Annotated in this window: 28 protein-coding genes, 1 pseudogene and 5 other annotated features; of the genes and pseudogenes, 11 read left to right on the top strand and 18 right to left on the bottom strand. The window is 51.3% G+C overall.

Annotated features, from left to right (window positions below):
• Nucleotides 1–86: 86 nt before the first annotated feature.
• Nucleotides 87–1331, top strand: a complete 1245-nt coding sequence (mtr, locus tag SF3202; RefSeq protein NP_708962.1) for a tryptophan permease — start codon at nt 87–89, stop codon at nt 1329–1331.
• A gap of 117 nt (nt 1332–1448) precedes the next feature.
• Here mtr and yhbW read toward each other — a convergent pair whose 3' ends face one another.
• The 3 genes from yhbW to yhbU all read right to left on the bottom strand — a co-directional run bounded on the left by yhbW (nt 1449) and on the right by yhbU (nt 4419).
• Nucleotides 1449–2456 (bottom strand): hypothetical protein, encoded by a 1008-nt coding sequence (gene yhbW / locus SF3201; RefSeq protein ID NP_708961.1) that lies wholly within the window; start codon nt 2454–2456, stop codon nt 1449–1451.
• 80 nt (nt 2457–2536) lie between these two features.
• Nucleotides 2537–3415 carry a protease gene (gene yhbV, locus SF3200; RefSeq protein NP_708960.1) on the bottom strand — a complete coding sequence of 293 codons (879 nt, stop codon included), beginning with the start codon at nt 3413–3415 and terminating at the stop codon, nt 2537–2539.
• 8 nt (nt 3416–3423) lie between these two features.
• Nucleotides 3424–4419, bottom strand: coding sequence for a collagenase (gene yhbU, locus SF3199; protein ID NP_708959.2), 996 nt, complete (start codon nt 4417–4419; stop codon nt 3424–3426).
• A gap of 208 nt (nt 4420–4627) precedes the next feature.
• Here yhbU and yhbT point away from each other — a divergent pair, with 208 nt between their 5' ends.
• A complete protein-coding gene (gene yhbT, locus SF3198) occupies nt 4628–5152 on the top strand; it encodes a hypothetical protein (protein NP_708958.2) in 525 nt (174 codons plus the stop codon).
• Nucleotides 5146–5649, top strand: coding sequence for a hypothetical protein (gene yhbS, locus SF3197; RefSeq protein NP_708957.1), 504 nt, complete (start codon nt 5146–5148; stop codon nt 5647–5649). Before yhbT ends, yhbS begins: the two co-directional genes overlap by 7 nt.
• Here yhbS and yhbQ read toward each other — a convergent pair.
• On the bottom strand, nt 5636–5938 hold the full coding sequence (gene yhbQ, locus SF3196) for a GIY-YIG nuclease superfamily protein (protein NP_708956.2): 303 nt from the start codon (nt 5936–5938) through the stop codon (nt 5636–5638). The genes yhbS and yhbQ overlap by 14 nt on opposite strands.
• A gap of 50 nt (nt 5939–5988) precedes the next feature.
• Here yhbQ and yhbP point away from each other — a divergent pair, with 50 nt between their 5' ends.
• On the top strand, nt 5989–6432 hold the full coding sequence (yhbP, locus tag SF3195; protein NP_708955.1) for a hypothetical protein: 444 nt from the start codon (nt 5989–5991) through the stop codon (nt 6430–6432).
• On the opposite strand, the gene yhbO is transcribed toward yhbP, so the two are convergent.
• The gene (yhbO, locus tag SF3194; RefSeq protein ID NP_708954.1) at nt 6412–6972 is read right to left on the bottom strand and encodes a hypothetical protein; all 561 of its coding nucleotides are present in this window, start codon (nt 6970–6972) and stop codon (nt 6412–6414) included. The genes yhbP and yhbO overlap by 21 nt on opposite strands.
• Nucleotides 6973–7012: 40 nt before the next feature.
• Here yhbO and yraR point away from each other — a divergent pair, with 40 nt between their 5' ends.
• Both yraR and yraQ read left to right on the top strand, forming a co-directional pair.
• Entirely contained in the window at nt 7013–7693 is a 681-nt protein-coding gene (gene yraR / locus SF3193; protein ID NP_708953.1) for a hypothetical protein, read from the top strand.
• Between the two features lie 72 nt (nt 7694–7765).
• Entirely contained in the window at nt 7766–8806 is a 1041-nt protein-coding gene (yraQ, locus tag SF3192; protein NP_708952.1) for a hypothetical protein, read from the top strand.
• A gap of 113 nt (nt 8807–8919) precedes the next feature.
• On the opposite strand, the gene yraP is transcribed toward yraQ, so the two are convergent.
• Genes yraP through yraM form a run of 4 tightly spaced genes read right to left on the bottom strand, consistent with a single transcriptional unit; the run spans nt 8920 to nt 12504 of the window.
• Nucleotides 8920–9495, bottom strand: coding sequence for an outer membrane lipoprotein (gene yraP / locus SF3191; protein NP_708951.1), 576 nt, complete (start codon nt 9493–9495; stop codon nt 8920–8922).
• A 9-nt stretch (nt 9496–9504) separates the two neighbouring features.
• The gene (gene yraO, locus SF3190) at nt 9505–10095 is read right to left on the bottom strand and encodes a chromosome replication initiator DnaA (RefSeq protein NP_708950.1); all 591 of its coding nucleotides are present in this window, start codon (nt 10093–10095) and stop codon (nt 9505–9507) included.
• A gap of 19 nt (nt 10096–10114) precedes the next feature.
• Nucleotides 10115–10510 carry a hypothetical protein gene (yraN, locus tag SF3189; RefSeq protein NP_708949.1) on the bottom strand — a complete coding sequence of 132 codons (396 nt, stop codon included), beginning with the start codon at nt 10508–10510 and terminating at the stop codon, nt 10115–10117.
• Complete coding sequence (yraM, locus tag SF3188) at nt 10468–12504, bottom strand: glycosylase (RefSeq protein ID NP_708948.2); 2037 nt, start codon at nt 12502–12504, stop codon at nt 10468–10470. Before yraM ends, yraN begins: the two co-directional genes overlap by 43 nt.
• A gap of 64 nt (nt 12505–12568) precedes the next feature.
• On the opposite strand from yraM, the gene yraL reads away from it, so the two are divergent.
• On the top strand, nt 12569–13429 hold the full coding sequence (gene yraL, locus SF3187) for an SAM-dependent 16S ribosomal RNA C1402 ribose 2'-O-methyltransferase (RefSeq protein NP_708947.1): 861 nt from the start codon (nt 12569–12571) through the stop codon (nt 13427–13429).
• Nucleotides 13430–13471: 42 nt separating this feature from the next.
• Here the strand turns inward: yraL and yraK are convergent, their stop codons facing one another.
• Entirely contained in the window at nt 13472–14563 is a 1092-nt protein-coding gene (yraK, locus tag SF3186; RefSeq protein ID NP_708946.2) for a fimbrial protein, read from the bottom strand.
• 10 nt (nt 14564–14573) lie between these two features.
• Nucleotides 14574–18426, bottom strand: a sequence feature (Similar to Escherichia coli K12 outer membrane protein gi: 1789533 (839 aa). BLAST with identity of 98% in 1284 aa. This CDS has been disrupted by insertion. The sequence has been checked and is believed to be correct.).
• Nucleotides 15371–16701 (top strand) — a mobile genetic element. It overlaps the preceding feature by 1331 nt.
• Here yraK and SF3185 point away from each other — a divergent pair.
• On the top strand, nt 15417–15827 hold the full coding sequence (locus SF3185; RefSeq protein NP_708945.3) for an IS2 repressor TnpA: 411 nt from the start codon (nt 15417–15419) through the stop codon (nt 15825–15827). It overlaps the preceding feature by 411 nt.
• Nucleotides 15851–16690 (top strand): annotated as a pseudogene (locus tag SF3184).
• 28 nt (nt 18427–18454) lie before the next feature.
• Here the strand turns inward: SF3184 and SF3181 are convergent.
• Nucleotides 18455–19150, bottom strand: a complete 696-nt coding sequence (locus tag SF3181) for a chaperone (protein ID YP_008439285.1) — start codon at nt 19148–19150, stop codon at nt 18455–18457.
• Nucleotides 19151–19229: 79 nt separating this feature from the next.
• Nucleotides 19230–20591 (bottom strand) — a sequence feature (Similar to Escherichia coli K12 fimbrial-like protein gi: 1789531 (195 aa). BLAST with identity of 96% in 454 aa. This CDS has been disrupted by insertion. The sequence has been checked and is believed to be correct.).
• Nucleotides 19731–20498 (top strand) — a mobile genetic element. It overlaps the preceding feature by 768 nt.
• Between SF3181 and insA (SF3180) the strand changes: the two genes are divergently transcribed.
• Together insA (SF3180) and insB (SF3179) are read left to right on the top strand one after the other, a co-directional pair.
• Nucleotides 19786–20061 (top strand): insertion element IS1 protein InsA, encoded by a 276-nt coding sequence (gene insA, locus SF3180; protein NP_708941.1) that lies wholly within the window; start codon nt 19786–19788, stop codon nt 20059–20061. (Overlaps the previous feature by 276 nt.)
• Nucleotides 20088–20483 carry an insertion element IS1 protein InsB gene (insB, locus tag SF3179; RefSeq protein NP_708940.1) on the top strand — a complete coding sequence of 132 codons (396 nt, stop codon included), beginning with the start codon at nt 20088–20090 and terminating at the stop codon, nt 20481–20483.
• A 400-nt stretch (nt 20592–20991) precedes the next feature.
• Here insB (SF3179) and agaI read toward each other — a convergent pair.
• The 7 genes from agaI to agaF all read right to left on the bottom strand — a co-directional run bounded on the left by agaI (nt 20992) and on the right by agaF (nt 25187).
• Complete coding sequence (agaI, locus tag SF3177) at nt 20992–21747, bottom strand: galactosamine-6-phosphate isomerase (protein ID NP_708939.1); 756 nt, start codon at nt 21745–21747, stop codon at nt 20992–20994.
• Complete coding sequence (gene agaD / locus SF3176) at nt 21748–22539, bottom strand: PTS system N-acetylgalactosamine-specific transporter subunit IID (RefSeq protein ID NP_708938.2); 792 nt, start codon at nt 22537–22539, stop codon at nt 21748–21750.
• Nucleotides 22529–23332 (bottom strand): PTS system N-acetylgalactosamine-specific transporter subunit IIC, encoded by an 804-nt coding sequence (agaC, locus tag SF3175; protein ID NP_708937.1) that lies wholly within the window; start codon nt 23330–23332, stop codon nt 22529–22531. The genes agaD and agaC overlap by 11 nt, the downstream gene beginning before the upstream one ends.
• Before the next feature lie 239 nt (nt 23333–23571).
• Nucleotides 23572–24339: a mobile genetic element, on the bottom strand.
• Nucleotides 23587–23982 (bottom strand): insertion element IS1 protein InsB, encoded by a 396-nt coding sequence (gene insB / locus SF3174; protein NP_708936.1) that lies wholly within the window; start codon nt 23980–23982, stop codon nt 23587–23589. Its footprint overlaps the feature before it by 396 nt.
• Nucleotides 24009–24284 (bottom strand): insertion element IS1 protein InsA, encoded by a 276-nt coding sequence (insA, locus tag SF3173; RefSeq protein ID NP_708935.1) that lies wholly within the window; start codon nt 24282–24284, stop codon nt 24009–24011. (Lies within the feature at nt 23572–24339.)
• Nucleotides 24313–24756: an N-acetylglucosamine-6-phosphate deacetylase gene (gene agaA / locus SF3172; protein ID NP_708934.2), complete on the bottom strand. Its 444-nt coding sequence runs from the start codon at nt 24754–24756 to the stop codon at nt 24313–24315.
• Nucleotides 24753–25187, bottom strand: a complete 435-nt coding sequence (agaF, locus tag SF3171; protein NP_708933.1) for a PTS system N-acetylgalactosamine-specific transporter subunit IIA — start codon at nt 25185–25187, stop codon at nt 24753–24755. The genes agaA and agaF overlap by 4 nt, the downstream gene beginning before the upstream one ends.
• Between the last annotated feature and the right edge of the window lie 49 nt (nt 25188–25236).

The following is a 25236-nucleotide window of genomic DNA, read 5'->3' as shown; positions in this document are numbered from 1 at the left end:
TTTTTTCTGTCTTTTGTACTCATGTACTGGTACAGTGCAATGCATAACAACGCAGTCGCACTATTTTTCACTGGAGAGAAGCCCTCATGGCAACACTAACCACCACCCAAACGTCACCGTCGCTGCTTGGCGGCGTGGTGATTATCGGCGGCACCATTATTGGCGCAGGGATGTTTTCTCTGCCAGTGGTCATGTCCGGGGCGTGGTTTTTCTGGTCAATGGCAGCGCTGATCTTTACCTGGTTCTGTATGCTGCATTCCGGCTTGATGATTCTGGAAGCTAACCTGAATTACCGAATCGGTTCGAGTTTTGACACCATCACCAAAGATTTGCTGGGCAAAGGCTGGAACGTGGTCAACGGCATTTCCATTGCCTTTGTGCTCTATATCCTGACCTATGCCTATATTTCTGCCAGTGGTTCGATTCTGCATCACACCTTCGCAGAGATGTCGCTAAACGTCCCGGCACGGGCGGCGGGTTTTGGTTTTGCACTGCTGGTAGCGTTTGTGGTGTGGTTGAGTACTAAAGCCGTCAGCCGCATGACGGCGATTGTGCTGGGGGCGAAAGTCATTACCTTCTTCCTCACCTTCGGTAGCCTGCTGGGGCATGTGCAGCCTGCGACATTGTTCAACGTTGCCGAAAGCAATGCATCTTATGCGCCGTATTTGCTGATGACCCTGCCGTTCTGCCTGGCGTCGTTTGGTTATCACGGTAACGTGCCAAGCCTGATGAAGTATTACGGCAAAGATCCGAAAACCATCGTGAAATGCCTGGTGTACGGTACGCTGATGGCACTGGCGCTGTATACCATCTGGTTGCTGGCGACAATGGGCAACATCCCTCGTCCGGAGTTTATCGGCATCGCCGAGAAGGGCGGTAATATTGATGTGTTGGTACAAGCATTAAGCGGCGTGCTGAACAGCCGTAGCCTGGACCTTCTGCTGGTCGTGTTCTCAAACTTTGCGGTAGCGAGTTCGTTCCTTGGCGTAACGCTGGGTTTGTTTGACTATCTGGCAGATCTGTTTGGTTTCGACGACTCGGCTGTGGGCCGCTTGAAAACGGCATTGCTGACCTTTGCCCCGCCTGTTGTGGGTGGTCTGCTGTTCCCGAACGGATTCCTGTATGCCATTGGTTATGCTGGTTTAGCGGCTACCATCTGGGCGGCAATTGTTCCGGCACTGCTGGCCCGCGCATCGCGTAAACGCTTTGGCAGCCCGAAATTCCGCGTCTGGGGTGGCAAGCCGATGATTGCGCTGATTCTGGTGTTTGGCGTCGGCAACGCACTGGTGCATATTTTATCGAGCTTTAATTTACTGCCGGTGTATCAGTAATCAGCGGTGCCTTATCCGACATTTCTGCTGCCTACACAATGCCTGATGCGCTTCGCTTATCAGGCCTACGTAGGACAGCGTTGCCAGCTCGGATAAGGCTTCCCGCGTTAAGACACACTATCCCAACAACTCTTCCTTAACATCCATCGCCAGCTCAAACGAATGCAGGCGCGCCTGGTGGTCGAAAATCTGCCCGTTAACCATAATCTCATCAGCGTCGGTTTCGCGCAGGATCGACTGCAAACCATGACGCACTTTCGCTTTATCGCCTACCAACGACATACTCAGCGCCTGCTGCACGTCATACTGCTCAGACGGTGACCAGAACTGATCCATATTTTGAATCGGCGGCGGCAGTTGCCCGGTTTCGCCACGGCGCAGCTTCACAAAGGCTTGCTGCATTGAGGTAAACAGAAATTCAGCGTCGCGGTTGCTGTCGGCGGCGATAATATTGATGCACACCATCGCGTATGGTTTTTCCAGCCGAGCCGACGGTTTGAAGTTACTGCGATAAAGATGCAGCGCCTGGAACAACATATCCGGCGCGAAGTGTGAGGCAAACGCAAATGGCAGACCAAGCTGCGCCGCCAGTTGTGCACTGTAAAGGCTGGAGCCTAACAACCACACGGGGATTTTCTCGCCATAGCCTGGTACCGGGCGCACATGCGGATTGGGATCGCGGGCGTCAAACCAGTCCACCAGCTCCGCGACATCGCGGGGGAAATTATCAATATCGCCGCTCATATGACGACGTAGCGCCATCATTGTCCGTTGGTCACTACCCGGAGCACGACCCAGCCCCAAATCGATTCGCCCCGGATAGAGCGTATTGAGTGTGCCGAACTGTTCGGCAATGACCAACGGTAAGTGGTTAGGCAACATCACGCCGCCAGACCCCAGATGCAGCGTGGTGGTATTCGCCGCCAGATAGCCAATCAATACCGATGTTGCAGCACTGGCAATGCCGGTCATATTGTGGTGTTCTGCCAGCCAGTAGCGATGATAGCCGCGCTTTTCAGCCAGACGGGCGAGATCGAGAGAGTGGGAGAACGCTTCCCGCGCTGAAGAGCCTTCGGGTATGGGGGCCAGATCGAGTAGCGAAAACGCAATGGTTTTATCAGTCATAACAGCTCACTTTGTTACCGATTAATCTTTAATACTGCATTAAAGAATAGTTAAAGTTGTTAACAAAGTGAGCTATTTACTTAGGCTTGCAGCTCCAGTCCTGCCAGCCGCCGCCAGTAGCCGTTACAGTCGCTGTTTGCCGTCAACGGCAGTGGCACAGCGCCATTTTCATTAGCGCGGAAGGCGTCGAGCATCGCGAAAGTGTCAGTGCCCTGCGGTGACAGGCGGACTACATCAACCAATCCCTGCATGGATGCCAGCTCGTTACCGAGGTTGTAAACGTAGCCGCTCATGGTCTGAATGCCATTGAGTACAAACACTTGTTGGTTTTCCTGCGACAGCACGTTGCGCCCGTTCGGATACTTAATGCAGCAGGTTTCACACTCATCTTTCGGGCGGTCTTCCGAACGCGCGGTAAAGCAGCGGGCGGAGTAGGCCAGCGGTAGATGACCGTAGCTCAGGACTTCCACTTCAAACTGGTTGCGAATGCCCAGCTCATCGCACTGATTAAGCAGATTCACCAGCCAGTCGCGGGAAAGCTCCACCGGCATACACCAGCGCATCATGCCCTGTTTGAGCAATATTTTCAGCGTCACCGCGTTGTAGCAGTTCAGCGCGTGCCCGGCGACGAACGGCAGTTTGCGTTCAGCGCACATATTCACCACGCCGAGATCGCTGGCTTCAATCAGAAATTCACCGTTCTCAACATAGCGTTTCAGTTCGCCCAGTTCAGAGGATGCCTGCACCAGCGCCAGCGTGGAGAGCACAATCTGCTTGCCACTTCCGGCGAGCGATTTTGCCATCTCCAGACAGTCGCCAACTTTGGTTGCCCGGCGCTTGCTGCATACCGCTTCACCAAGATAAATCACGTCGGCGCTGCTGGCGGCGGCTTGCTGATAAAAATCTTCCAGCGTCTCTTTTGGCCAGTACCACAGCACTGGCCCTAAGGAATATTTCATTGCTCTTCTCACTGCCATTTACGGTGATACGCGCCAAGGGTGGTTTGCGTGCCTTCGGACATCGACCCGAGCGTCTCCATCCACGCGCTTTGCGGTACGAAGTTTTGCGGATCGGCCTTACAACGGTCGATAGCCTGACGCCAGACTTTCGCCACCTGGCTGACATACGCCGGGCTACGCTGGCGGCCTTCAATTTTCACCGAAGCAATATTCGCAGCCATTAACTCCGGCAGCAGTTCCAGGGTATTGAGACTGGTTGGTTCTTCCAGCGCGTGATAGCGCTCGCCGTCCACCAGATAACGCCCTTTACACAGCGTCGGATAACCTGCGTTTTCGCCGTCCTGATAACGGTCGATCAGCACTTCGTTCAGGCGGGATTCCAGCCCCTGCGGCGTTTGTTGCCAGCGCACGAAACGGGCCGGAGAACACGCACCCACAGTGTTGGGCGACTCACCCGTCAGATACGACGACAGATAGCAACGGCCTTCCGACATAATACACAGGCTGCCGAAAGCAAACACTTCCAGCGGGACAGGAGTAACCCGTGCCAGCTGTTTCACCTGATGAATCGACAACACGCGCGGCAGCACCACGCGGGCAACGTCAAAATGGCGATGATAAAAGTTAATCGCCTCTTCATTGGTCGCCGAAGCCTGCACTGACACATGACGTTCAATATGCGGGTAACGCTCGGCGGCGTACTCCAGCATGGCGAGGTCGGCGAGGATCAGCGCGTCGGCACCCAGCTGCGCCGCCATATCCACGGCACGCTGCCAACGGGCGTAACCGTCCGGATGCGCAAAAGTGTTAATCGCGATGTGAAGTTTGCGGCGATGTTGATGGACAAAACTCACCGCTTCCTGCAATTTTTTCTCGGTAAAGTTAAGGCCGGCGAAGTGACGGGCATTGGTATCATCTTTTAGCCCGATATAAACAGCATCTGCGCCGTTTTCGATGGCCGCCTTAAGCGCCGGGAGATTTCCGGCAGGGCAGAGCAGCTCCATAATTTTTCCTGAAGGTTGCGCTATCAAAACGCAAAAATGTTAACGAACTGGGATTTTAGTTAACCTTGCTGCGACAATTTTTGATTTAAGGCAGTTAAAGTTGTATTGGTGGTAGCAGCAATTTCATATGGAATTGTTGATTTATACCGCTATGTTATTTTTCTGATATGGCAAAATAGGATGATTGTTGAAACAGGGAGTAAAACTCGTGTTGGATAAACTGCGTTCCCGTATTGTGCATTTGGGGCCATCTCTGTTGAGTGTACCGGTAAAACTGACGCCATTTGCGCTAAAACGCCAGGTTCTTGAGCAGGTCTTAAGCTGGCAATTCCGTCAGGCGCTGGATGATGGCGAGCTGGAGTTTCTTGAAGGCCGCTGGTTAAGTATTCATGTGCGTGATATTGACCTGCAATGGTTTACCTCGGTGGTGAATGGCAAACTGGTGGTCAGCCAGAACACGCAAGCTGATGTGAGTTTTAGTGCCGACGCCAGCGATCTGCTGATGATTGCGGCGCGTAAACAAGATCCGGATACGCTCTTCTTCCAGCGTCGGCTGGTGATTGAAGGCGATACGGAGCTGGGGGTGTATGTGAAAAACCTGATGGACGCCATTGAACTGGAGCAAATGCCGAAAGCCTTACGCATGATGCTGCTGCAACTGGCGGATTTTGTTGAGGCGGGAATGAAAACCGCGCCTGAAACCAAACAGACATCGGTAGGTGAACCATGCTAATTCGAGTAGAAATTCCCATTGATGCGCCGGGTATTGATGCCCTGCTGCGTCGCTCATTCGAAAGTGATGCGGAAGCGAAGCTGGTTCACGATCTGCGTGAAGATGGCTTTCTGACGCTGGGGCTGGTGGCGACAGATGACGAAGGTCAGGTCATTGGCTATGTGGCATTTAGTCCGGTTGATGTGCAGGGCGAAGACCTGCAATGGGTCGGCATGGCACCGTTGGCGGTTGATGAAAAATACCGTGGACAGGGGCTGGCACGCCAACTGGTCTATGAAGGACTCGATTCGCTTAATGAGTTCGGCTATGCCGCAGTGGTGACGCTGGGCGATCCGGCGCTGTACAGTCGTTTCGGCTTTGAACTGGCGGCGCATCACGATCTGCGTTGCCGCTGGCCGGGCACTGAAAGCGCCTTCCTGGTACATCGTTTAGCGGATGACGCGCTGAATGGCGTAACCGGTCTGGTTGAGTATCACGAGCATTTCAATCGCTTTTAATCTCCGGGGTTTGCAGGCTGCTCAACAGTTCTGCAAACCCTGCGCCTTCCGCTACCAGACGCTCTTTTTGCCGTTTGGTCAGTTGCTTAACGCGATATTCCGCCCGTAGTGCCAGCGAACGGTCGCCCACTGGCGCAGAAAACGCCAGCGTCAGTTCTCCTTTCCCGCGCAGTGCTTTCGCCCCTTTGCCGCTTTGGTGCTGCTGATAGCGGCGTTCGACATCCGTGGTGATCCCGGTATAAAGCTTATTGTCGGCGGTACGGATCAAGTAAAGAAACCAGGGTGTCATCGTCTGCATCGCATGTTAAGGTCAGGCCCACAGTATAAAAGAGAACAGCAATGGAAACACTCATCGCCATCAGCCGTTGGCTGGCAAAACAACATGTTGTCACCTGGTGTGTGCAGCAGGAAGGGGAACTCTGGTGCGCTAATGCCTTTTATCTTTTTGATGCGCAGAAAGTCGCCTTCTACATTTTGACGGAAGAAAAAACGCGCCACGCGCAGATGAGTGGGCCGCAGGCTGCGGTTGCCGGAACGGTAAACGGTCAGCCGAAAACGGTAGCGTTAATTCGCGGTGTGCAGTTTAAAGGTGAGATCCGCAGGCTGGAAGGTGAGGAAAGCGACCTCGCGCGCAAGGCGTACAATCGTCGCTTTCCGGTTGCCAGAATGCTGTCGGCCCCGGTGTGGGAAATCCGGCTCGATGAAATCAAATTCACCGACAACACGCTGGGCTTTGGTAAAAAAATGATTTGGCTACGCGACTCAGGCACCGAGCAGGCGTAACGCCTCGCGGTTAAACGCTGGCAGATCGTCCGGTGTCCGGCTGGTAACCAGCTGATCTTTATCAACCACGACTTCCTGATCGTAAAATTCCACGCCCGCATTTTTAACATCAATAATGATCGGTTTAACTGCGGTCAGTTTGCGCCCCCGAATCACATCGGCGCTGATCAGCAGCTGCGGACCGTGACAGATGGCGAAAACAGGTTTGCCGCTATTCACAAAATCACGGGTAAAGGTGACAAAACGGTTGTCGCCACGCAGATAATCCGGTGAATGACCACCCGGTAGCAACAGGGCATCAAACTCCGCTGGCGTCACTTCATCGATGGATTTATCGATGGTCACGCTGGCTTCTCCTTTTTTGCCTTTCACCGTTTTACCCGCTTGTTTTTCAATAGTAATCACTTCGTGTCCGGCTTTACGGAACTCGTCTGCGGGTGAAGTAAATTCTGAATCTTCAAATTCATCAGTGATTAAAACGGCAATTTTCTTACTCATGCTTCCTCCGCGTTGTTGCATTGGATGAGGCGAATTTTCCACAATCGGGGATAATTACCTCATGGTCTATTAAGACTGGTGCATGAGCCGGGGAGCGCAAGGCAGACAATTCTGTAAAGGAACGAAGATGAGTCAGGTACTGATTACAGGCGCAACGGGGCTGGTGGGCGGTCACCTGCTGCGGATGTTGATTAATGAACCGAAAGTTAACGCCATTGCTGCGCCGACGCGACGTCCGTTGGGCGATATGCCCGGGGTGTTTAATCCCCATGATCCGCAACTGAGTGACGCGTTGGCGCAGGTCACCGAACCCATCGACATTGTGTTTTGTTGTCTCGGCACCACGCGGCGAGAAGCGGGGAGCAAAGAGGCGTTTATTCATGCCGATTACACGCTGGTAGTGGATACCGCATTAACCGGGCGGCGACTGGGCGCGCAGCATATGCTGGTGGTCAGTGCTATGGGTGCCAATGCCCACTCGCCGTTTTTCTATAACCGCGTCAAAGGGGAGATGGAAGAAGCATTAATTGCCCAGAACTGGCCGAAATTGACCATTGCTCGCCCGTCGATGTTACTGGGCGATCGTAGCAAACAGCGGATGAACGAAACGCTTTTTGCGCCGCTGTTCCGTTTGTTACCAGGTAACTGGAAATCCATTGATGCGAGAGACGTGGCGCGGGTCATGCTGGCAGAGGCGATGCGGCCTGAGCATGAAGGCGTGACGATTTTAAGCTCTTCAGAATTACGCAAAAGAGCTGAATAATTATTCCCAAGAATTGATAGTGAGCGTAATATTCACGCGCTCAATTATCATAACTTATTCCTGGGGAATGCTATGACTGGTCAGTCTTCATCTCAGGCGGCAACGCCCATTCAGTGGTGGAAACCCGCGCTTTTCTTTCTCGTTGTCATTGCCGGTCTCTGGTATGTGAAATGGCAACCTTACTACGGCAAAGCGTTTACTGCAGCCGAAACCCACAGTATCGGTAAATCTATCCTTGCGCAGGCGGATGCTAATCCGTGGCAAGCGGCGTTGGATTACGCGATGATCTATTTCCTCGCAGTATGGAAAGCGGCGGTGCTGGGGGTGATCCTCGGTTCGTTGATTCAGGTGCTGATCCCGCGTGACTGGTTGTTGCGTACGCTTGGGCAATCGCGCTTTCGCGGCACGCTGCTGGGAACGCTGTTTTCGCTGCCGGGCATGATGTGTACCTGCTGTGCGGCTCCGGTCGCGGCGGGAATGCGTCGCCAACAGGTATCGATGGGCGGTGCGCTGGCATTCTGGATGGGCAATCCGGTGTTAAACCCGGCGACGCTGGTGTTTATGGGGTTTGTCCTCGGCTGGGGTTTTGCGGCGATTCGTCTGGTGGCCGGGCTGGTGATGGTGTTGCTGATTGCGACGCTGGTGCAAAAATGGGTGCGTGAAACACCGCAAACGCAGGCACCGGTCGAAATTGACATACCGGAAGCACAGAGCGGTTTTTTTAGCCGCTGGGGCAGGGCGCTATGGACACTTTTCTGGAGTACGATCCCGGTTTACATCCTTGCAGTACTGGTGTTGGGTGCCGCACGCGTCTGGTTATTCCCCCATGCCGATGGTGCTGTCGATAACAGCCTGATGTGGGTGGTGGCGATGGCGGTAGCAGGATGCTTGTTTGTCATTCCCACGGCAGCAGAAATTCCGATTGTACAAACGATGATGCTGGCAGGTATGGGAACCGCTCCGGCGCTGGCATTGTTGATGACGCTCCCGGCAGTGAGTTTGCCGTCACTGATTATGCTGCGCAAAGCGTTCCCGGCGAAAGCCTTATGGCTGACAGGGGCGATGGTGGCAGTGTCTGGTGTGATTGTCGGCGGGCTGGCGCTGTTGTTCTGATTTGAGGGAAAACATGTCGGATGCGGCGTAAACGCCTTATCCGACCTACGGTTTGCATCGTTGTAGGCCTGATAAGACGCGGCAAGCGTCGCATCAGGCATTACAAGGGGCTGCTATTTAATAAACGTAAACGCTGTGGTAACCCGCTTTACGCCGCTCACCCGGCTGGCAATATCTGCCGCCGCTTTCGCTTCACGTTCAGTCACCAGCCCCATCAGGAACACTTCACCGTTTTCGGTGGTCACTTTCACGTTGGACGATTTCACCAGGTCGCTGGTTAAGAGCTGCGAACGCACTTTGGTGGTGATCCACGTATCGTTAGATGCTTCGCCCAGACCAATCGGCTGGCCCTGACGAATCTCGTTATACACTTCGTTGGCACCGTCTACGCCCATAGCAATCTGTTTGGCGCGAGCCGAAAGTTCAGCATTTGGTGACTGCCCAACCAGCAGCACTTTGCCCTGATAGGCCGTGACATTAATACGGGTTTCTTTCTTAATCTGTTCGTCTTTCGACAATGCGCTGTTCACGCGCACTTCCAGGGTACCATCGTCCACCTGGGTGCCGACACTGCGTGGGTCAGTTGCGGCTTTGGTACCCACAGCAGCGGTACCCACTACGGCAGCGGCAACACAACCTTGCAACAGCAGCGCGGAAATAAGGACTGCGATTGGCGATAATGCCTTCATGTATTCTCCTTAATCATCCTGGTGAGGGAAAAGCGTGTTATCGATCAGATCGCACAGGCAATTTACCGTCAGCATATGCATTTCCTGAATGCGAGCACTACGATGCGAAGGAATGCGGATCTCCACATCCTGTGGCCCTAACAAACCTGCAAGTTCGCCGCCGTCATAGCCGGTCAATGCCACAATGGTCATATCACGCGTAACGGCGGCTTCAACTGCTTTAACAATATCGCGGCTGTTGCCACGGGTGGAAATGGCTAACAATACATCTCCCGCATGACCCAGCGCCCGCACCTGTTTTGCATACACTTCATCATGTAAGCGATCGTTGGCAATCGCCGTTAAGACAACATTATCAGTATTTAGTGCAATGGCAGGTAAGCTGGGCCGCTCCGTTTCGAAACGGTTGATCATGCTGGCAGCAAAATGCTGTGCATTGGCAGCGGAAGTTCCATTACCACAACAGAGGATTTTGTTGCCATTGAGCAGAGACTGAACCAGCGTCATGGCTGCACGGGAGATGGCATCCGGAAGCGCCTCTGCCGCCGCAATTTGAGTTTGAATGCTTTCAGTGAAGCAAGCTTTAATTCTTTCTTGCACGCTAATCCTTAAACCTTAATTATGAGTGGTCATTAAAGGCATCCTTAATCCACTCAACCTCATTCCCGGTGAAGGCTACCACATCGAACCGGCAATCCACAGTATCAAAACTCCCATTATGACGCGCGAGCCACAAGCGGGCAGTCTGTAATAATTTGTGTTGTTTGCTGCGGGTCACACTGGCTGCCGCGCCGCCATAAAGCGCAGAGCGGCGATAGCGTACCTCGACAAAAACGGTGGTCAGGCCTTCACGCATTATCAGATCGATCTCGCCGCCACGCTCGTTCACGTTAGCGGCGATAAACCGCAGTCCTTTGCCTTCCAGCCAGCGACGCGCTTGTGCTTCCCACGCATCGCCGGTCTGTTTGGTGGTTAACTGGCGGGGACTACCTGACCTTGTTGGTACTGTAGCCATGATAACTTCCTGTTAATCACGCAATCCGGGTTAGCCGTCAGACTTCCGGTATTACCGTTGATTTCAAAACCCTGAACCTGGCGCATTTGTGAGAAATGATTTGCCAACGACCAGGCATCAACGCCCATCGCATACATGCGAGCCAGCGAATAATCGTTGTTCACCGCGCTGAGCGCCTGCTGCATTAACGGCAGATTACCGCCTGCCAGCATCGGGATTTCGCTGTACTGCAAGCCTTCCATCTCCAGTCGGAAATCCGGGCCTGCGGTGCCTTGTGCGCTGCGGGAACTGGCGTACAGCGTTGCACCGCTCTGGCTACCGTTACGCATGGCGATCATCGGTTTGATAAAAGCGATTTCACCCGGCGTTGCCACAATGTAGACCGCATCGACACGACCGCCATTATTGGTGAACTGGTCATCGGTTGGCGTGGTTTGCAGCGTTGGATTGTTGGTCGTCATGCCGGAGTCGGTTGTCGCTCTGGGAGTAATCGGGCTACCCGTTAAAGCAATACCAGAACCGCCGTTAACACCCGCGCGTAATTCGCTGGTGGAACCAAATTTTTGTTGCAGAACGGTGCCGCCGCCCAGTTTCTGCCACTCTTGCGCAAACGCATTGGCTACGCGATCGCCCAATGCACTGCGTGGGATCAGCACCAGCGGCGCTTGTTTACCCTGGTCACGAATATGACGCGCTGCATCGCGCGCTTCGTCTTCCGGTGAAAGCGCGAAGTAACAAATATTGACGCGGTTTTCGATATTCTCCGGCTGGTTCAGTGCCAGTACGTTCAGCGGGGTGTTGCTCTTCAGCAACTCTTCAACGTTATTTTTCAGCAACGGACCAACCACAATACTCGCGCCATCCTGCTGAACCTGGCTTAAGATCTGGCTAAGTGGTTGTGATGAGGTATCGTAGATTTTCAGCTCTGCGGATGGATTTGCGGGTGCGCTTACCGCTGCGGTGCTTGTCGCCGGGGCGCTTACAGGCACCGGCTGGGCCGCAGGCTGATCACCGGTCAGATCGCTAACCGAGGCTTGTGCCGGGCTGGCAACGCTATCCGCAGTTTGCGGCTGAGGTTGTTCTGCTACGTCTGCGGCAGGTGCGGCAGCTACCTGAGCCGCCACTGGCTGAGTGCCGATATTTTTCGCGGCTTCAAAGCCTTGCTGAATAGTGCGACCAAATACCGCTGCCTGGCCATTCAGCGGCAACAGCAGGGCGATTTTGTTGGTCGAGGCTGGTTTAAACGCTTTTACGTTAACCAACTGCGTTGGCAGCATTTTCGCGCCCGGATTGTTCGGATAACGTTTCTGCCAGTCGGCGATCCCGGCTTTCATCATGTCGGGATCGTTACGGTTATCAAACCAGACGCGCTGCAGATCCAGCCAGCCTTGCAGAATATTTTCGTCGGCGTTGATCACCAGCGTATTCGCCTGTTCCTGAGTCATGGAGGAGAGCGCCTGCCAGGTGGCATCAATATTCTGCTGTTTTTCTTTCGCGCCAAGCAGCGGTTCCTGAGCAATTAACGCGCGCAGTAAATCAATGGAAGGACGCCCCTGGCTGGCATCGATTTTTGCCTGCCAGTAACGCGCTTGCTGGTTTTGTTCTAAATCGGCAGGTGTGATTTTCGCCAGCAAGTTTTGCGCGCCAGCAAAATCTTTCTGCGCCAGTTTAATCTCTGCCGCCAGCAGTGTTTTCTCGCGACGCTGAGAATCGTTCAGTTCTTGCGGTAGTTGGTTAAACAACTCAACCGCCTGCCCGGTTTTACCTTCTTTCACCAGTGCACGAATGGCGAGTAATTGCCAGTTGATCCTGGTATCATCAGAGCTTTGCTGCATCTGCTGAAGATAAAAGGCAGAATCAGCCTGCGCCGTGCCCTGCATATAAGCAGTGGACTGATCGGGAGTATGGGTGCCACAACCGGCGAAAATCAGGGCTGCCAGAACAACAGGCAGACAACGCGCGGCTTTCAAACGAGAAAATGTTGAGGGTACCATAATGTATCCAGTGATATTTTTTTTACGCAATGCTCAATATTAAATCGGCAATACGGACGACACAATGAAACAACACCAATCGGCGGATAATTCTCAGGGCCAGCTTTACATTGTACCGACGCCAATCGGCAATCTGGCGGATATCACCCAGCGTACGTTAGAGGTATTACAGGCCGTTGATCTGATTGCCGCCGAGGATACTCGTCACACCGGTTTATTGCTGCAACATTTTGGGATTAATGCCCGGTTGTTTGCGCTGCACGACCATAACGAACAACAAAAAGCCGAAACGCTGCTGGCAAAGCTGCAAGAGGGGCAAAACATTGCGCTGGTTTCCGATGCCGGAACGCCGCTAATTAACGATCCTGGCTACCATCTGGTGCGTACCTGCCGTGAAGCGGGGATTCGTGTGGTGCCGCTACCCGGACCGTGTGCTGCTATCACTGCGTTAAGCGCCGCGGGTTTACCATCTGACCGTTTCTGTTACGAAGGCTTTTTACCTGCCAAATCAAAAGGCCGCCGTGATGCGCTAAAAGCCATTGAAGCGGAGCCGCGCACGCTGATTTTTTATGAATCTACCCACCGTCTGTTAGATAGCCTGGAAGATATCGTTGCGGTATTAGGCGAATCCCGCTACGTGGTTCTGGCGCGTGAGCTGACCAAAACCTGGGAAACCATTCACGGCGCGCCCGTTGGCGAGCTGCTGGCGTGGGTAAAGGAAGATGAAAACCGTCGCAAAGGCGAAATGGTGCTGATTGTCGAAGGTCATAAAGCACAGGAAGAAGACTTACCCGCCGATGCCCTGCGCACGCTGGCGCTGCTACAGGCAGAACTGCCGCTGAAAAAAGCGGCGGCGCTGGCCGCAGAAATTCATGGCGTGAAGAAAAATGCGCTGTATAAGTATGCGCTGGAGCAGCAGGGGTAACAGTGCCGAAGCGTTGCGTTAATCAAAACGCAACGTCTTCTTTTACCGCACCATGACGGTAATGGTGGCTGTGCCCTGAAATTTTCCTGTTTCCAGCTCACCACCGACCAGATTAACTGGCCAGGCGCGCATATTGACGGTGCCATGCCCGGAAGGATCAACGGGAAGGATACCGTTCTGAAAAGGAATATTTGCAACTCCGCCGCCGAGATTTTCAATACGAATACCGACATCGGGCACATTGTCTGAACTTCTTCGCCTGGCGACCAGGTTGTACTGGTCTACTACCCCAGTTGTACCGTCGATGCGCATTTGCAACGAGTTTTTAATCTTTGAAGTATCACCACAGTCATAAGTGATATCAAAGTCTACTGGAGTAAAACCGTCTGGCATGGCATTGCGGGTGGTAAACTTCTGACCATTGATGAATCCAAAATTAACTTTAATAACATCGCCCTGATTAATTTTGCACGACTGTGGGGCGGTGAGATTTCCCTGAATCGATAACTTGACTAAATCATGGAAGTCACCTGTAGACGGGCTTCCCATTCCATCGACCCACGCGCCTTTAATGACGGCAATATCCGTTTTCGGAATGGTCATCGAGCCGAGAAATGGCTTGGTGACATACAGGGTAAAGGTGGTATTTGCACCAATATTAACGGGTCCATAACGAGACGTGTCACCCTGGCAAACACCCGTTTGGGTTGCAGCAGAATATACGGTGCTGCTTTTTATCTGTGTGAATCGGGTGTTAACAGAGACAACCTGGTCGGTTGTGAGTCCTGGAATGTCGTTTGCCTGTAATGTGGTTTTAATATCCAGGCTGTCATTGAGTTTGTAATATCCTGTCTGATGTCCAGTGGTGGTAAGTACGGGGCTGACCATATAGACAAGTTTAACTGCCTTACCCGCAGAGCAGGAACAGGCGTATTGCCAGTTAGTGCTACTTAGCGTTGCAGAGGTAAACTCCCGTCCTGTCACGTTATCTGTCTGGTTCACCGTAACATCATCAACCACACTGCTGTAATTTGTCGCACCGCTAGTGCTGTCGGCTCCACACCCTCCTGAGGAGGCATAAGCGCAGGATGTGGATATCAACAAAAGTCCTGTTATAAGAGGCGCTCTTTTCATTTTTTTATCCTTAATGGCACTGCGCTGTGCCTTGTAATACAGAGGTTGTTGGTTCTGAATCCGGTGTACTAAAAGCAAACTGACATTGTTGATCTGCCTGATTTCCCCAGCGTACAGTCCAGCTTTGTGATTTACTCGATATCCCAGAGAGATATAGTATGCCGCCCTCATCGACGATACTTTGTTGCCCCGTATCATCGTTGCTGGCAAGAGCGCCAAAGGGCAACGGTTTACCGTTGCGATCGCTGACTGTAACAAGTACGCGATAACCGATATTGGCGTTGAAACGCGCCGCTACCATTGCACCTCTGTTGGGCACCACAAACTGTGTTGTTTGTTCAAGATCGACGTTATCGGGCAGCTGCGTAGTATCTACCGAGAGACGGTTTTCCTGATAAGTCGTGAGATAAGGAACCACTGCATAGCCAAAGGGATCAGTAGCAATCCCCGGATAGTTTTGTATCCTCACGCCAGAAGCCCCGTTAGCATCGATAAGCGCAAAAGCGTTGCCCAGATATTGCGAGAGCGTCACGCCATGAGGATGGATAACCACGCCGCCGGTAACGCCGTAATTGTATTGGCTGCTGTCATTACCGTAACTGTATCCGGCACTGAAGGTTCCATAAGGTGAACGGTAACTGGCGTTCAGGCTACTGTTATGGTTGTTATCGTCATCCAGACTTTGTTCCAGGCTATAGCTCAGGCGACCATCATCCAGCAGTGAGCCATCAAGACGCATTTCATGTTGGGTTGGGCGATCTTTCTGGCTGGTCATCTGATAGGAAACCAGGCTACGCGGTAACCAGCTAGACTGGCCCCCTGAATCTCCAGACAACCAGTATCACTTATTTAAGTGATAGTCTTAATACTAGTTTTTAGACTAGTCATTGGAGAACAGATGATTGATGTCTTAGGGCCGGAGAAACGCAGACGGCGTACCACACAGGAAAAGATCGCAATTGTTCAGCAGAGCTTTGAACCGGGGATGACGGTCTCCCTCGTTGCCCGGCAACATGGTGTAGCAGCCAGCCAGTTATTTCTCTGGCGTAAGCAATACCAGGAAGGAAGTCTTACTGCTGTGGCCGCCGGAGAACAGGTTGTTCCTGCCTCTGAACTTGCTGCCGCCATGAAGCAGATTAAAGAACTCCAGCGCCTGCTCGGCAAGAAAACGATGAAAAATGAACTCCTCAAAGAAGCCGTTGAATATGGACGGGCAAAAAAGTGGATAGCGCACGCGCCCTTATTGCCCGGGGATGGGGAGTAAGCTTAGTCAGCCGTTGTCTCCGGGTGTCGCGTGCGCAGTTGCACGTCATTCTCAGACGAACCGATGACTGGATGGATGGCCGCCGCAGTCGTCACACTGATGATACGGATGTGCTTCTCCGTATACACCATGTTATCGGAGAGCTGCCCACGTATGGTTATCGTCGGGTATGGGCGCTGCTTCGCAGACAGGCAGAACTTGATGGTATGCCTGCGATCAATGCCAAACGTGTTTACCGGCTCATGCGCCAGAATGCGCTGTTGCTTGAGCGAAAACCTGCTGTACCGCCATCGAAACGGGCACATACAGGCAGAGTGGCCGTGAAAGAAAGCAATCAGCGATGGTGCTCTGACGGGTTCGAGTTCTGCTGTCGATAACGGAGAGAGACTGGTGTCACGTTCGCGCTGGACTGCTGTGATCGTGAGGCACTGCACTGGGCGGTGACTACCGGCGGCTTCAACAGTGAAACAGTACAGGACGTCATGCTGGGAGCGGTGGAACGCCGCTTCGGCAACGATCTTCCGTCGTCTCCAGTGGAGTGGCTGACGGATAATGGTTCATGCTACCGGGCTAATGAAACACGCCAGTTCGCCCGGATGTTGGGACTTGAACCGAAGAACACGGCGGTGCGTAGTCCGGAGAGTAACGGAATAGCAGAGAGCTTCGTGAAAACGATAAAGCGTGACTACATCAGTATCATGCCCAAACCAGACGGGTTAACGGCAGCAAAGAACCTTGCAGAGGCGTTCGAGCATTATAACGAATGGCATCCGCATAGTGCGCTGGGTTATCGCTCGCCACGGGAATATCTGCGGCAGCGGGCTTGTAATAGGTTAAGTGATAACAGATGTCTGGAAATATAGGGGCAAATCCACCAGCGTTCTAACGGAATACTGAGATTCAAAGAGAGTGCACGGTCATTATTTTCATCAGTGTAGCGGCTGTATTGATAATTCAGGCTGTAACCAATTCCCCATTGCTGGCCGGAAACCCCAACAGAGATATTACTGTTTTTCTCGTTATTGCCCCAATAGTCTTGCTGTGAACCGGAGGCATACAGACTTACCCCATCAAATATTGTCTGGCTGATGTTGAATTGAATTTCACTTTTTTGGCGACTGTTATAGCCCCAATTGCGGGTATTGGCTTCATCAAAACTAAAATAGCCATCGTTGGTATAGCGATAGTAGCTAACAGCGATATTGGTGTTGGTTTCCGGGATATCTTTGATGTACTGAGTACGCCATTGATAGCCATGAAAAGAGTGCTGGTTATCGAATTGGGTGTCAGCTCTGTTGATATCCATCGACAACGCGCCCAGTGCGCCAAGTGTGCCGCCGATACCGATCCCCAGCGCATAATAATCTTCAGAACCGAGCAGGCCGCCATACAGCGTAAAAGTATTATTCAAACCATATATTGCCGTGGCTTCAGCAAATTCGGGTTCCTTGCTATCACTGTTTGCATCAGCGCGATAGCGTCCAGCGGTCGCGCTATATTTTAGATGCCCAGGTCGCTGCATCATGGGTAATGAAGAATAAGGCTGGATAAAGCGACGTTGTGTACCGTCACTTTCTTCAATCGTGACTTCTAAATCGCCGCTGTTGGAAGAGGGGTAGAGATCGTTAATTTCAAAGGCACCCGCTGGCACGTTGCTTTGATAGATCACATAACCATTTTGCCTGATAGTCACGATTGCACTACTGTTTGCGATACCGCGTACCGTTGGGGCAAATCCGCGCTGGCTGTTTGGCAACATATTATCGTCGGAAGCGAGTTGCACGCCAGTAAAGGCGTAGCTGGAAAAAATACTGCCGCTGGTGGCGCTTTCTCCCAGAAGCAACTGAGACTTCAACGCCTTGATATCACGTTGTAAATAACTACTGATAGTGTTCCAGCTTGACGCCTGATCGTTGCGTGTCCACGTAGAATAGTTACGTAATCGCCAGGGGCCAAAATTAGCACCATTTTGCATATTCAGGTACTGTCGTTGGCTACGATTGCCCTGGCGGTAACGGTTATCAGAACCTGTAAACGAGTAGTTGGTAAACAGCGTTGGTATACCATCGTCCCAACGAGAAGGGGAGACGTAACCTCTTGCATCACGGTACAGTGCAATTTGGGGAATGCTCAAATTAAGTCGCTGATGATTGAAATCAAATTCAGCAGCTGTACCGGGAATGATTTGTTCAAGCGAGTTGATCACGCTATCGTCATCTTTTTCAGCCAGCGCCGGGATTTCATCCACCTTAATACCCAGCTCACGTAGTTGTTCTACCGTAAACTGTGGCTGCAGAAGTTGCTCTGCATTGGCGGTAAATGTAATTTTTTTCTGTGAAACCTTCTTTTTATTCAGCCAGATATCAACCTGATAAGTTCCTGGTAGTTGTGCGTATTTTTTTGAAAAACGTGACAGATCGGTTGTTTGCATACCACTTTTTGTAGTTTCCAGCATAATGGGGTCGAAATAATACTCTTCGGCGTTAGCGGTAGTGCAAAGCATGCCGCTGCCAGTGAGCACCATCGGCAAACAACGTTTGATAATGAGCGCCAACTGTTTCGGTGTGCGTTTATGTCCCTGGTGGTGTCGTTGTGGCATTCCCTGATGGCCTGTGTTTTTATATTTTTTATTGCAGTGGACGAGTTTCTGTCCCGGAACTGCCGCCATAATCGTTGATCGCAGCCCATTTCACGTTCTTTCCGCCAGATGCTGGAAGTGGTAACTGTTTATGTTCTCCGGGCGCGATATATTCAATTTTGCTTGTGAGATCGGTTTTATCGACTGCCAGTCCGGCAAATACGACGTAATATTCAGTTGGGTTATATATATTGAGTGAATGGTCACTACGTTTAAATTCCAGTGATTTCCACGCATCGTTTACCCGTCCCTTCAGGTGTGCGGGGCGATAAAACATTTTGACCCGCGTTTTAAATACCAGCGTCAACTCGTTAGCATTAACATCATCTGATTTTTTCTTTGCTGGAATGGCACGAACATTAATGTAGAACAGCGACTCTTTATTTTCAGGCAGGTTATCAGCTGTTTTAATAATTCGCAGTGATGAGTCATCGCTAGCCTCAAGACGAAATAGCGGTGGGGTTATAATAAATGGGGCACGGCTTTTACCATCTATATTATCTACCCATGATTGCAGTAAATAAGGCGTTTCTGCGCCTTTGTTTGCGACAGGTAACGCAGCCTCTTTGCGGCTGGCATCATAGATCACTCGCGTTCGCTGTAAAACGATACCCCCTGCAAGCGCCTGGCCGATACAGAAGCTACACAACAAGGTTAATATCACCGCGAATGTTCGTTTTGACATAGTTATTTTTCAACCTGATACAACGAGAAAGAGGAAGGAAAAGGGCGTTATCTGAAAGGTCAGATAACGCCGTAACGTATTAACGGTAATCCAGCGTTACGTTAACGACAGCGTCTGCTTCCCCTGGGGTGATTTCTGATGCTTCAACGGTTGATACGTAGTAAGCGATGAGGTCAACATTGACAATACCATTGGAGTCCGCTGGGATCTGATAAATCGTGTTATCATTCCCCATAGCATTCAGTGGCATAAGGTTTCCGCTTTCCGCATCGTCAATACGGATACCCACACCTGTTGTCGCTGTGCCAGCAAAAGAGCCCACTTTTGCCAGATTAGGGAAGTTAGGGACGGTGCCATTATCCCGCGTTTCCAGCCATAAACGGAAAGACGCTTCAACGTTGCCGTTATCGTGCTCCCACCCAGTCACTGGGCAGTTAACTAAAGGAATAGTGAATGGAATTTTTGGGCTACGATCGCCAACAGAACGAAACTGTTCGGCATTATAGTGACCAAGAGCAACTTCAATTTTCTTATCAGAGTCATTGATTTCACAAGCGGATTTTAAAATCTCGCCATCAAAGGTAATGCTGCCAACTTACTGATTTAGTGTATGATGGTGATTTTAAGGTGCTTGCGTGGCTTCCATTTCCATCAGATGTCCTTCCTGCTCCGCTACTGAAGGCGTGGTGCGTAACGGCAAAAGCACTGCCGGACATCAGCGCTATCTCTGCTCTCATTGCCGTAAAACATGGCAACTACAGTTCACTTACACCGCCTCTCAGCCCGGTACGCACCAGAAAATCATTGATATGGCCATGAATGGCGTCGGATGTCGCGCCAGTGCACGCATTATGGGCGTTGGCCTCAACACGGTTTTACGTCACTTAAAAAACTCAGGCCGCAGTCGGTAACCTCGCGCATACAACCGGGCAGTGATGTGATTGTCTGCGCTGAAATGGACGAACATTGGGGCTACGTCGGTGCTAAATCACGTCAGCGCTGGTTGTTTTACGCGTATGACAGGATACGGAGGACGGTTGTGGCGCACGTCTTCGGTGAACGCACTCTGGCCACACTGGAGCGTCTTCTGAGCCTGCTGTCGGCCTTTGAGGTCGTGGTATGGATGACGGATGGCTGTCCGCTGTATGAATCACGCCTGAAGGGAAAGCTGCACGTTATCAGCAAGCGTTACACTCAGCGCATTGAGCGACATAATCTGAATCTGAGACAACATCTGGCAAGGCTGGTACGGAAGTCACTGTCGTTCTCAAAATCGGTGGAGCTGCATGACAAGGTCATCGGGCATTATCTGAACATAAAACACTATCAGTAAGTTGGAGTCATTACCGCCATCAAAAACTATTTCACCATCGGTTGCAGCGGCATTACCTGCGAAAAGCGCAAGTAAGCCCACAATAGCTGTTTTTGTAACTTTATTCATTTATAACCTTATCCTTGTAACAAGTACATAATCATATTTAATGTGAATATATGTTCAACATCTTTAAAGATTATACAGGTAGAAATATTTCATTGAACATTAAATAGACTAAACTTTAAGATTATATGTATATGCAAATATTTTATGTTTTTATTATATTGATATGAATTTTCTATGTGTTAAAAAGAGTATAAATGCCTGACTTTGCTGCGCCAGGGGCCGAGTCAGAATACGAGGTGATTTATTAATAGAACAAGTTATATGTATATCTAAAATTAAATTGTTGAACATAACTCCTTTTGCTATTGGCGTTATGTTCAACCCAGTCAAATGTTATTTAATATAATGCGTGACTGTTGAATAAGTTAATTTAAAAATTTTGAGCAAATTTTTCATCTGGTTAGGTATTAATTAAACAAATAAAGTTACTGTGCAGCCATAAAAATGAAGCCGGGATAGCGGTGGAGACTTTAGCCGTGAGAAAACGTTCTGTCGCATCCTGCTTTCCTTCGCCAGTCACCAATAACAAAACCTCGCGGGCATTGAGAATATCCTTCAGGCCTAAGGTGATCCCACGAGTCACGGGGCGACCCGTGGTTTTTAACATCTCATGTTGCTGTGTTCTGGCATCAAGTTGACTGATATGGCAGGCCGGTTGTAGGCTTTCTCCCGGTTCGTTCAGCCCAAGATGACCGTTTTTCCCCAATCCGAGAACGCATAAATCCAGACCGCCTTTGCGCGCAATCAGGTTCGTTACCCGTTCGCACTCTGTCTCATTTATCTCTTCGGAGCGAAAGCTGATGAGCTGGTCTTCACGTAGCCCCAGCGGCTGCACGATATGCTGTTGTAGGAAAGTTTCGCAGGTGCCAGGCATCGTTAATGGCAGATCCACCCATTCGTCGAGCTTCACGAAGGTGAGCTGGCTGATATCAACCTGCTGCTGGTGGATTTTTTCTACCAGATAATGATACGTCAGTAATGGCGTGGCTCCGGTCGCCAGGCAAATCACGGCATCCGGTTTGCTACGGATCACAGCCAATAAATATTCGCTGGCTCGTTCACTTAACGCCGTATAGTTTTCAACTTGCTGAAGGGTTTGCACAGGATGAAATTCCTTAAGTAAAGAGGCACCGCCAGAAGCAGTGCCTCGTTCCATTTACAAAATGCCGAATGCGGAACAAACAATAGAGAGCACAAAAGTCACGCCGATTAACAGCACCGGATGCGCTTTTTTCACCCGCAGGAAGTAATACATCAGCAGGGTGTAGGCCATCGGTAAAATGTTCGGGAAGACTTTATCGAAGAAATCCTGTTGCAGCGCGACGCTGTGGGTACTGTCGATGGCAAACGATGTCACCACGTTAATATGCACATACGAAGCGATCAGCCCGCCGATTACCGTGATCCCGAGGATGGTTGCCGAGCGAGCAATCATCTGCGAGTTCTCTCGCACTTTATCGATCGCCTTCACGCCGACTGAATAACCGACGTGGGTCCAGCCGACGCGCAGGAAAAAGATAAGCAGGTAAACGGCGAAAAATAGAATCGGCCCCAGCAGGTTTCCCTGGCTGGCAAATGATGAGCAAATTCCCGCCATAATCGGCAACAAAGTAAACCAGAAAATCGCATCGCCAATCCCGGCGATTGGGCCAAACAGTGCCACTTTGAGGCCTTTAATGGTGTCGCGGTTTTCTCCTTTTTCTTCCATCGAAATTAATAACCCCATCAGGAATCCGACCAGATTCGGGTGGGTATTAATAAATTCGAGGTTATCTTTCATCGCCGCGCTTAAGCCCGGTTTGTCGTCCTTATAAATCTTTTTCAGGATCGGCAACATCGCCCAGGTAAAACCGCCCGCCTGCATCCTTTCGTAGTTAAAGCTCGCTTGCAGCAGCGACGAACGAAAGCCCAGACGGGTGATATCTTTTTTACTGATTTCAGATCCCATTGCTGTAGTCCTCTTCTTCATTTTTACTGGCAACGGGCTGCGGTTGCGCTTGCTGCCGGGATTTCGCATTGAAAAACTCATACACCGCAAAGCCTGCGCCCAGTACGGCAACCGGCAACAGGTTGCTGACCCGGATGTAGCAAACAAACAGGAAACCGGCGATCAGGTAAGGGATATATTGCGCTTTGAACATTACGCGCAGCAGCAAGCCAAAACCAACGGCAGGCAGAATACCGCCAGCCACTTCAAAGCCGTGGGTCAACCAGGCGGGCATCGCTTTCACCAGCGCCTGCATCGCCCCTTGTGCCAGGTAAGTACAGAGGAAAGCAATCACCGCATACGCTGAAGCGACGATGAGCATCGTTGTCCAGTTAAGCCGGGAAAACGCTGCCGTATCCGCCTCTTTCGCGCATTTATCGGCTTTGGTCATAAATAATGAGAAAGCGGAATAGAAGAACAGAATGACGTACTGCATTAACAAACTAAACGGCAGGCCAAGACCAATTGCTGTTTTGGCATCAACGCCCGTAGACCATGCAATGACGGTGGTCATCAGACCCGCCATAATCGGGTTGGGCGGCTGAACACCACCTGCAGGGGTTAATCCGGCGAAAGCCAACTCTGTCAGACCACCGGTAATTAAGCCAGTCTGAATATCACCGAGAATAGCGCCAGTTAGGGTACAAACGATTATCGGGCGGAATAAAAATAAGGCTTCCAGCCAAAAATCAATCCCCAGAACGAAAACTAACGCCGCTAGGGATAATCCCTGAAGTAGGGTTATTTCATGCATTTTTATTACCTCAAACCAATATTAAGGCGATTTTAGATTTAGTCAGGGATTTGTTCTTTTTGATCGCCAGGGACGTCCTGAATGAAAACATTCACGCCACGTTGTTTAATAAAACGTAAGTCCGCGAGATCCTGGTCATCGACATAAACTTTACTGCTGATTTGCTTTTTCCCTTCCGAGAAATGCATATTGCCGACGTTGACATCTTTCAGGTCAATGCCACCTTCTACCAATTTACGGGTAATGACTCCAACTTACTGATAGTGTTTTATGTTCAGATAATGCCCGATGACCTTGTCATGCAGCTCCACCGATTTTGAGAACGACAGTGACTTCCGTCCCAGCCTTGCCAGATGTTGTCTCAGATTCAGATTATGTCGCTCAATGCGCTGAGTGTAACGCTTGCTGATAACGTGCAGCTTTCCCTTCAGGCGTGATTCATACAGCGGCCAGCCATCCGTCATCCATACCACGACCTCAAAGGCCGACAGCAGGCTCAGAAGACGCTCCAGTGTGGCCAGAGTGCGTTCACCGAAGACGTGCGCCACAACCGTCCTCCGTATCCTGTCATACGCGTAAAACAGCCAGCGCTGACGTGATTTAGCACCGACGTAGCCCCAATGTTCGTCCATTTCAGCGCAGACAATCACATCACTGCCCGGTTGTATGCGCGAGGTTACCGACTGCGGCCTGAGTTTTTTAAGTGACGTAAAACCGTGTTGAGGCCAACGCCCATAATGCGTGCACTGGCGCGACATCCGACGCCATTCATGGCCATATCAATGATTTTCTGGTGCGTACCGGGCTGAGAGGCGGTGTAAGTGAACTGTAGTTGCCATGTTTTACGGCAATGAGAGCAGAGATAGCGCTGATGTCCGGCAGTGCTTTTGCCGTTACGCACCACGCCTTCAGTAGCGGAGCAGGAAGGACATCTGATGGAAATGGAAGCCACGCAAGCACCTTAAAATCACCATCATACACTAAATCAGTAAGTTGGCAGCATTACCCGGCGGATGCGCGCCTTTATTCTGCGGCGTGAAGTACGGTCCTTCGAGATAACTCCCCAGCACTTGCGCACCAGGTCCGCCGCGTTGGCAACGTTGAGCAATACGTTTCAGCGCCGCATGAATGGTATTAAGCGGCGCGGTTACGGTGGTCGGTAACCAACTGCCGACACCTTCGCGTGCCTTGTGCATTGCCAGCTTGTCGAGTACATCCGGCGCGTCATCCATTACATCAACGCCCGCACCACCGTGTACATGGGTGTCGATGTAAGCGGGGCAGAGCCGTTCCGCATCGCGTTCAGTCACGCCCACTGGAATCGGTTCGATTGCTGCGATGACACCGTCAGCAACACGCAACTGATGGTCATCGAACCATCCCTCTTCAGTCAGCAGCCTTCTGGCGCGCAGAACGTGTGTCATATTCCTTCCTCGACCGGACATTCTTCATGGCAGCGGCCTAACTCGTCCACCAGACTGGTCAGCCCTCGGTGTCCACACTCCAGCGCCTGTACACGGAATTCTTCACCGCTTAACCCTTCGCGCTCCAGCACCATCTCCAGTAGCAGTTGCAAATTGGTGCCGGTAATCACTTCACAGCCCGGTTTTTGCATCGCCAGCGTTGAAGCTACGCGAAACGGCGTGCCGCCCAGCAAATCCGTCAGAAAAACAATGCCGTCTTCACAATCCAGTTGGGCGATGGCCTCTTCAAGCTGCGATGTAAGCAGCGCGGCGCTTGAGGTTTCGGGAAAATCGATGGCAATAAACTGCGATTGATCGCCGAGGATTTGCTTCATTGCTTTTTCCATGCCACTGGCAAACCCGCCATGCCCTGTCAAAATAATACTTAACATCTAATACCTCATTGTATTTAAAGGAAATGGCAGAATTTACCGACGATCC

It is taken from the genome of Shigella flexneri 2a str. 301 (assembly GCF_000006925.2).
Taxonomy (GTDB): Bacteria; Pseudomonadota; Gammaproteobacteria; order Enterobacterales; family Enterobacteriaceae; genus ECMA0423.
This window is presented reverse-complemented; position numbering and strand designations above follow the sequence as displayed.